This is a genomic window from Wocania arenilitoris (assembly GCF_021728535.1).
Taxonomy (GTDB): Bacteria; Bacteroidota; Bacteroidia; order Flavobacteriales; family Flavobacteriaceae; genus Wocania_A; species Wocania_A arenilitoris.
Genome location: NZ_JAKKDU010000015.1, coordinates 90,784 through 98,888, shown reverse-complemented (window position 1 = coordinate 98,888; position 8,105 = coordinate 90,784). Strand labels below are relative to the sequence as shown.

The window sequence follows — 8,105 nt, the reverse complement described above, 5'->3', positions numbered from 1 at the left end:
GAACCTTGATTGCGGTCGGACTTAAATGTACCAATGCGAAAACCGGCCTCGACAAGGAGCCTCCATAAAGATACGATTCGTTAGCAAAAAAACTCAACTGATTTTTTAGTAGGGAGATTGCAGGTAACGGTCTAGTATAAGAATAGTAGCGGATTTTCAAGCACTAACTTTTCGGTTAAACACAGACCTTTTTTATTATTACCTTCTTTTGTTTTAGCGATTAAACCGCTATTATTTTTATACATTGTTAGGTGCTGGCCTTTCTCCATATTTCTCTTAAGCGAACACGTCCGCAATTAATTTTTTGATTGTTAGGTTTTCCAATTTTGCTGCAATTGGTGAAACATTATCTTGATTCAACTTCCAATGCATTCCTTCATTATATATGATTCCCAATAAATAGTGAGATTCTGGTGAGGTAAAACCCATTTCCTCTGCTTTTTCCAATTTACTTCTAGTTTTATGAGTACCTAGAAAGGCAGTTCTGGCATCAGGACTTTGAAGTTTGTTGTAAGCGATTTCTTCTATTCTTAATCTTAAACCACCACATACAGCAAAAGGGTCGTAAGGTTGGTCGGTTAAGTAGTTTTGTACTTCATTGTTTAAGTGGTTTTTGAAATTGTCATTTTCTCCCCAAAGTTCAGGTATGTTTAATGCTCTAAATTCATTTCGCTTGTTAATAGTTCCTGGGTCGTAATGAAGTAAATACTTAGACACATCATCTTTGATGGTCAAATCTTCTCTATTTCTCAAAAGGTTAATTAGTCCTTGAGCAACTTGAATAGTGGACTTGTTTAGATAATAGACCTTTTGATTACTAAATGTGAAATTTTTAAAATAATTAGGGTTCAAATGTGTCAATATTAAAGGGTAAATCTTTTTATCGGCAAGTTTGAAATCCTTTATAAATTGAGTGATGTAATATTGAGCTGCTGTTAGATTAGCATCATCTAAATAATCAAATACTTCATCAATTATTAAAATATTTACATCCTTTTTTAAATGCCTTTTAGCTCTAAATAGCATTGATATAAATGTCAAAATATCCCTTTGACCATTTGAAATATGTATCGCTTGTGGAAATTTCACTACTAGTTTTCCAGCTGTTTGACTTGTGCTAATATTTCTCCAAGTACAATTGAAAGTTGTAAGAGTTTGGTCAAAGCGTTGCTTGTCTAACCGGTAATTACTAAAAGTACAAGCGGCTTTAAAATTATTTGGGTCGTTGTTATAAAGTGAAATTATTTGAATAGCTGCCAAATAGCTTTTGGTTTCACAATTATAACCAATATCAAATTCATTAATTAAATCCCCAATTGTGTTTAAATAGTCAATCTGTTTTAAGTCGTCTAGACAGTTTAGAGAAACCCAATTATTTAAGACGTTAGCTGTTGCTCCCGAATCTTGAGCATTTATTGAGTCGATTATAAGATTTAGCCTTTGTTGTATTCTATTTCCATTTGCACGCTGCAATGCTAGGTAGTTCTCACTCAATTTTTCTACCAAAACCAAATTTGTTAAAACAGAATTTGCATTTGGAAGAACTTTACCACAATTACCGAAATCAACTTGATTATTTCTATAAGAATAACCGAATTGAGTATTTGCAGGAATTCTATCAACTAAAACAACATCCTTTATTTCTAACCTTGCTGTTGCATTACCAAAACGTGAACCAATTCCTTTTGGTTTAGTTAAGTTATTTATCACGAAATAGTCAAAATGCGAGCTTATCGTATTAGAATTATTAGTTGCCTCTAAATTATGTGTTGTTCCATTTACATCTGTGTATTCAATTGCTATTCGTGGTAGATTTGCAACATTTTCAGCGTGTAAATCATCTTCCGCAAGTGTAATCCTTCTGCTATTCATTGAATTAAATGCGGTAGCTAACGAGCTTTTTCCAAATCCATTTGGTGCAACAAGTAGACTTGGTTTGTTAGGATAGATTCCAAGTTCAAAGGTTTTTTGGTCAATTCCTTTTATGTTTTCAATTTCAATTATCCTAATCATAAATTTTGACTGGTTGGTTTTTTCGGCTTGCACCTAACGTTTATGTATAAGAATAGTTGCGGGTTTGCGTGCGAGGATTTTCCGAAGGAAAATCAGATGTAGCAAACACGCAACTACCTTTGTTTTAGCACTAAGCCGCAATTATTTTTATACGGTGTTGTGCGTTCGTTTTTTATTCCTTTTTAGGTATTATTGAAAACAATTCAATTCCCTTTTGATTAACTAATAATCTAATAATTCCTTTGTCATTTCTATATGGAAGATTTATTTTTTTATCAGGATTCTTCAGTGCAATAAATTTATTATCAATTTTATATTCGAAAATTGAGTCTCCAAAATATTTCATTCCAAATTCAGAGTCAATTCGAACAATTGAGTCAATTTCCGAAAAGTCAAATTTATATTTACTATTATTTAAAATTGTCATTAATTCTTTTTTTCCAATTGAGTCTTTTGAGAATTCAGGCGTCATTCTAAAATCCACTATAGAATATTTTCCATTTAATATTATTGATTCCTTATTTTTGATTTTAGTACAGGCAATTGTTAAAAGTGATAATGCGATTATAATTATTTTTTTCATAGATTTTCGGCTTATTTTTTTAAATTCTTTAAAGGTTGATGTTTTCTTTAATTATTTTATTCAGGATGGGTCAAAATGACGCACAACGGTCTCGTATAACCGTCAGTTACGGGTTAATATGCGTTAATTTTCGGTTTAGAACTGGCTTTAGCAATTCCGAGTGGATTCGGACGTAGTCGAATCCGCCGTAATTGCGGTTATACATTGTTGTGCAACGTATTTTATTCATTTTTCTCATTAAGTCCAACAATGTCTTTTCGAATCTTTTTTCTCCATTTCTTTCCGTATTTTTTGTCCAAATACTCGAAAACTGTTCTGTTATATTCATAGAGACTTTCCTCTGCAATTGCTTCACAGCCATACTCAACAAAATTGACGTTATATTTTTTCGCAAATTTTGAGTCAGATTTATAAAATACAGGTGCGATTCCACTTGATTCCAATATATTTATTTCTCCATTTTCGATGTCTGCAAGTGCTTTTTCTCGGTTTAGTCCAAATCTTGGTTTCATAACAAATTCAAACACGTATTCTTTTGGCTTGTCAACTCGGATTATTGTATCAATATTTTCATATCCTAAAGCTGTTAATTCAATAGTTTCCAAACTATCTCTTTCTCGAATTTTGTATCGATATTCAAATTCTCCTTTTTCGTTTGTCATTGAATATCTATATCTCGATTTATAACTTATATAAGCATTCTCAAGAGGTTTTCCGTTGACTTCTGACAATACAATTCCTTTAATCAGTATTTCACTTTTTTCTTGTGAAAATCCGATTATAGAATTTAGAAATAATATTGTCAGTATGAGTTTTTTCATATGTTGCACAACGTGTTTGGCTATGGTTTCGTTGCGTGAAAATCCGCGAGGATTTTCCGCCGTAAATCGAAGATAGCAAATTTGCGAGGACTTTCCGAGAGGAAAGTCAGAAGCAATGAACTATAGCCGGTGTTGTGTGTTCGTACTTTTACCAACTTACTCTTGTTACAATTATTGATTTATTATCATCCAAAAATCCGACAGAATAATGCTTACTAGCAATTGTGACTTTTATATATTGTTTTGAGTAGTTTTTTCTACCTTTTTTTTGCTCAATGTATTCAAGTTCGTTAGAATGCATTTTATTTTCCTTTTTCTCGAATCCGTTTTCTTTTAGTTGATTTTCGAGTTTTTTTAAGTCCGCTTGCTCAAACTCGGCTAAAAAGGAGGAAGTATAATCTCCGAAATGGTCAGGATATGAGGCTGTTTTATATTTTATTATTCCGCTATTTGGGAAATCCATATTCGTGACTTCTTTAAAGTCCGTTTTATAAAAGTCCGAAGAAGGATAAATTGCTCCATAAATAAAATATCCGACGATTAAAATTGGAGTTAGAGCAAAGATTCTTAATCTTTTGTCAAATCCTTTTTTCTTAATCCACTTGTAAATCAAAAAAGAAATTCCAATTGGAATTCCGATAACTAAAATTATTATGATTAAAAAAGCGATTATTAATTCCATTCAGTTTTTCAGTATGACACACAACGTTCTGGGTATGGTGCGTGTCCCGCAGGGCATGCACTATACCCGTTGTTGTGTGCCGTTTTTTATTTTTTCTAAATTATTTTTCAAGTCGTAATTCAATAATATTCCGCCTAATAAACCATGGATTAGTCCGAGTCCGCCATAAATCCAAAGCTGATAAATTGTATATCCTGCAATAGCTTCAAGAACTTGCTCTTGTCCTTTTTCAAAAGTCGCGTAAAGTCCCATGACAACCGCTTTTGAATACAATGTCAATATCCAAGTCATGAAGAGAATAAGAACTGAATAGAGATACAGTTTACGTTCAATTCGTTGAAGTCGGATGTTTGTCCTCCATGAGAAGAACAGTCCGATTAACGGAATTGATAGAATGGAAACAATCCACTGCATAAGATCTCGTTCTATCGTATACCATCTTGGGATTTCTCCAATTATCCACGTTCCAATTATTATGGCGGTCAATCCAATTAAGTAATGCTTAAATATTATTTGAATTGTCTTTGTCAATAGGTCGTTTTTTCAAATGGCACACAACACATAAATAACTCTGTATTTATATGTCTTATTTCAAATATACTAATTATTTTAAAACGTACAATATATCTAGTTTAAAAGAAGTTGTTAAGTCATGTATTTTGTATAACATTTTTATTATTTTTACAATATTGTTATATAAAATGCCTGTATGAATTTTAAAAACTATACATTTCAATGTGCTGAGCATAAACAAAAACAGGTTGTTTTTATTAAGTTTCCTTATAATAAAGGTTTAATAAATGATTTACGTAAGCGCTTCCCATCAGCCAAATGGAGTTCTACAAAAAAAGCCTGGTATTTGCCAGATTTACCCGTTGTTAGAGAGGCATTAAATATAAAAGCCAAAAATTATGCTGCAAATAAGGTGTTTAAAATTCATCCTATAAATCAAAAAGCCTATTTAGATTTAGATAAGCAACTAACACTAAAAAAATATAGCTCTAGCACAAAACGTATCTATTTGGCTGAGTTTAATCACTTGCTAAATTTATTAGATGATTTTTATGTTGGCAATTTGTCGCCTAAACGCTTAAAGGATTATTTTTTTTATTGTATTGAGGTCGAAAAAATGGGCGAACGCAAAATGAATGGCAAAATAAATGCTATTAAGTTTTTCTTTGAGCAAGTACTACACAAACCTAGAATGTTTTTCGATATTCCTAGACCTAAAAAGCCACTTACACTTCCTAAAATGTTAAGTAAAACTGAAATTAAAAAGCTTTTTAGAGTTACAACCAATCTTAAACATAAATTGGCTTTACAGTTATCTTACGGGATGGGTTTAAGGGTTTCTGAAGTCGTAGCATTAAAAATAAACAATATTGATAGTAAACGAATGGTTGTACATATACAAGGGGCTAAAGGAAAAAAAGATCGCTATGTGCCATTACCCACTAGTATTTTAAGCTTATTAAGAGCGTATTACAAAGCCTATAAACCTAATATATATTTGCTAGAAGGACAATATGGTGGTGCCTATGCAAAATCTAGTTTACAGCAAGTGTTTAAAAAATCTATGATTAAAGCTGGGATAAAAAAAGAAATTGGCATTCATGGTTTGCGACATAGTTATGCAACACATCTTTTAGAGTCTGGAGCAGATATGCGTTTTATTCAAGAGTTATTGGGGCATAATTCTATTAAAACGACCCAGGTATATACCAAAGTAACACCAAGAAGTATGTCTAAAATAAAAAGCCCTTTAGATTCATTATAAGTAAATAAAGGCTGTCTTGAAAATATTTTAATAGGCTTATTATAGCATAAAACTTATTGTCAAGATAGCCTTGTTTACTATTTAAAAATTATTAATTGTAAATTAACTTTATACCATAATCTAATAAGAAAAGGTATTACTTTATCATATCGTAGCTACGCTTAATAAAGTTTGTTAATTCTTCACCTTTAAGCAAACCTTGAGATAATCGCGCTAAATCTAAGCTTTGGTTTATTAAACGTTCTTGTTTCTTTTTGGTTTTAGTGCCTAAAATTTCGCCAACCAATTCAGAGTTGGTATTTACAACAAGGTTGTACATTTCGGGCATGTTACCAAACATATTCATTCCGCCGCCGCCAGTAGCTTGCATTTCTTTCATTCTGCGCATAAATTCTGGTTGCGTAATCATAAAAGGAGCAGCATCGCTATCCATAGGTTCTAATTGAATCGTAAATTTTTCAGAAGGAATAACGGCTTTTAAAAGCTCGTCTAATGCTTTAGTTTGATCTTCGTCTAGCTTAGAAATTTTGTTTTCGTCTTTTTGAATAATTTTATCAATATGATCGGCATCAACACGTGCAAAAGAAATCTTCTCTTTAGTGGTTTCTAACTTTTGCATTAAATGCGATACTATTGGCGAATCTAAAAGTAAAACCTCATACCCCTTGGCTTTAGCTGCTTCAATATAACTATGCTGCTCGTCTTTATTTGAAGTATAAAGTATAACTAGCTTGTCATCTTTATCGGTTTGTTTTGCTTTAATTTTGTTGTAAAGCTCTTCGTAAGTGTAATATTTGCCATCTACGGTTGGGTATAATGCAAAGGCATCAGCTTTTTCAAAGAATTTTTCTTCAGAAAGCATACCGTACTCAATAACAATTTTAATATCATTCCATTTGGCTTCAAAATCTTCGCGGTTATTATTAAACAAAGATTTTAGTTTATCGGCTACTTTTCTGGTAATGTAAGATGAAATCTTTTTTACAGCACCATCGGCTTGTAAATAACTACGCGATACGTTTAAAGGAATATCTGGAGAATCAATTACACCACGCAACATGGTTAAAAATTCTGGTACAATACCCTCAACATTATCGGTTACAAAAACCTGATTTTGGTACAGTTGAATTTTATCTTTTTGAATGTTTAAATCGTTTGTCATTTTTGGGAAATACAAAATCCCAGTTAAATTAAACGGATAATCTACATTTAAATGAATATTAAATAACGGCTCTTCAAATTGCATTGGGTACAACTCTCTGTAAAAACCACTGTAATCTTCATCTTTCAAATCTGTTGGCTGTTTAGTCCACGCAGGATTTGGATTGTTAATAATATTATCAACTGTAATTTGTTTATGCGGTTCTGTAGTTTCTTTACCGTCTTTATCTTTTGTGGTTTTAGGCGTAAAATCTGGGTCGTTTATTTCCTTTGTTCCAAACTTAATTGCAACAGGCATAAACTTATTGTACTTTAATAATAACTCACGAATACGGGCTTCTTCTAAAAACTCTTTGTCATCATCGGTAATATGAAGAATAATTTCTGTGCCTCTGTCTTTTTTGTCGGCTTCAACTAAAGTAAACTCTGGCGAGCCATCGCACGTCCAATGTGCTGCAGGTTCATCTTTATAAGATTTTGTAATGATTTCAACTTTTTCAGCAACCATAAATGCAGAATAAAAGCCTAAACCAAAATGCCCAATAATTCCAGAATCTTTAGCAGAGTCTTTGTATTTATCTAAAAACTCTTCAGCTCCAGAAAACGCAACTTGATTAATGTATTTTTCAACCTCATTAGCTGTCATTCCTAAACCCTGATCGATAATATGAAGTTTTTTGCCTTCTTTATCTATTTTAACTTCAATTTGCGGATTGCCATATTCAACTTTAGCATCACCAATATTGGTTAAATGTTTTAATTTTAAAGTAGCGTCTGTGGCATTACTAATTAGCTCGCGTAAAAATATTTCGTGATCGCTATACAAGAATTTTTTAATGAGAGGAAAGATATTCTCTACCGAAACATTAATATTTCCTTTTGTCATAATATGTAAATTTTATGTTATATATTGTTTGCTACATTACTAGACAACAAAAATGCCAACTATGTTTTAATGACAAGTTGGCATAAAAAATAGGCTGCCTTAAAAATTATTGTAATTCAATTTATAGGTTGAGCTTGTCGAAACTAATGTTGCTTATTAGGGTGTTAAAATATTATGACAGG

7 protein-coding genes are annotated in these 8,105 nt (G+C 31.9%); 1 reads left to right on the top strand and 6 read right to left on the bottom strand.

The genetic code is table 11. The annotated features are described in order from the left end of the window. Positions 1-276: 276 nt before the first annotated feature. From L3X37_RS12610 to L3X37_RS12590, 5 genes are all read right to left on the bottom strand, one after another. Positions 277-2,013, bottom strand: coding sequence for a hypothetical protein (locus tag L3X37_RS12610; protein WP_237240533.1), 1,737 nt, complete (start codon positions 2,011-2,013; stop codon positions 277-279). A 172-nt stretch (positions 2,014-2,185) separates the two neighbouring features. Further along, the gene (locus tag L3X37_RS12605) at positions 2,186-2,596 is read right to left on the bottom strand and encodes a hypothetical protein (protein WP_237240532.1); all 411 of its coding nucleotides are present in this window, start codon (positions 2,594-2,596) and stop codon (positions 2,186-2,188) included. A gap of 221 nt (positions 2,597-2,817) precedes the next feature. After that, the gene (locus L3X37_RS12600) at positions 2,818-3,417 is read right to left on the bottom strand and encodes an FEKKY domain-containing protein (RefSeq protein ID WP_237240531.1); all 600 of its coding nucleotides are present in this window, start codon (positions 3,415-3,417) and stop codon (positions 2,818-2,820) included. A 148-nt stretch (positions 3,418-3,565) separates the two neighbouring features. Further along, positions 3,566-4,099 carry a hypothetical protein gene (locus L3X37_RS12595; RefSeq protein WP_237240530.1) on the bottom strand — a complete coding sequence of 178 codons (534 nt, stop codon included), beginning with the start codon at positions 4,097-4,099 and terminating at the stop codon, positions 3,566-3,568. Positions 4,100-4,159: 60 nt separating this feature from the next. Beyond that, complete coding sequence (locus L3X37_RS12590) at positions 4,160-4,351, bottom strand: hypothetical protein (protein ID WP_237240529.1); 192 nt, start codon at positions 4,349-4,351, stop codon at positions 4,160-4,162. A gap of 457 nt (positions 4,352-4,808) precedes the next feature. Here L3X37_RS12590 and L3X37_RS12585 point away from each other — a divergent pair, with 457 nt between their 5' ends. Continuing rightward, complete coding sequence (locus L3X37_RS12585) at positions 4,809-5,876, top strand: tyrosine-type recombinase/integrase (RefSeq protein WP_237240528.1); 1,068 nt, start codon at positions 4,809-4,811, stop codon at positions 5,874-5,876. Between the two features lie 136 nt (positions 5,877-6,012). On the opposite strand, the gene htpG is transcribed toward L3X37_RS12585, so the two are convergent. Beyond that, positions 6,013-7,923 carry a molecular chaperone HtpG gene (htpG, locus tag L3X37_RS12580; protein WP_237240527.1) on the bottom strand — a complete coding sequence of 637 codons (1,911 nt, stop codon included), beginning with the start codon at positions 7,921-7,923 and terminating at the stop codon, positions 6,013-6,015. Between the last annotated feature and the right edge of the window lie 182 nt (positions 7,924-8,105).

Excerpts from the sequence above, each read along its gene's own strand:
- L3X37_RS12610 (WP_237240533.1), bottom strand. The coding sequence starts at position 2,013 with ATGATTAGGATAATTGAAATTGAAAACATAAAAGGAATTGACCAAAAA.
- L3X37_RS12605 (WP_237240532.1), bottom strand. The coding sequence starts at position 2,596 with ATGAAAAAAATAATTATAATCGCATTATCACTTTTAACAATTGCCTGT.
- L3X37_RS12600 (WP_237240531.1), bottom strand. The coding sequence starts at position 3,417 with ATGAAAAAACTCATACTGACAATATTATTTCTAAATTCTATAATCGGA.
- L3X37_RS12595 (WP_237240530.1), bottom strand. The coding sequence starts at position 4,099 with ATGGAATTAATAATCGCTTTTTTAATCATAATAATTTTAGTTATCGGA.
- L3X37_RS12590 (WP_237240529.1), bottom strand. The coding sequence starts at position 4,351 with ATGGGACTTTACGCGACTTTTGAAAAAGGACAAGAGCAAGTTCTTGAA.
- L3X37_RS12585 (WP_237240528.1), top strand. The coding sequence starts at position 4,809 with ATGAATTTTAAAAACTATACATTTCAATGTGCTGAGCATAAACAAAAA.
- htpG (WP_237240527.1), bottom strand. The coding sequence starts at position 7,923 with ATGACAAAAGGAAATATTAATGTTTCGGTAGAGAATATCTTTCCTCTC.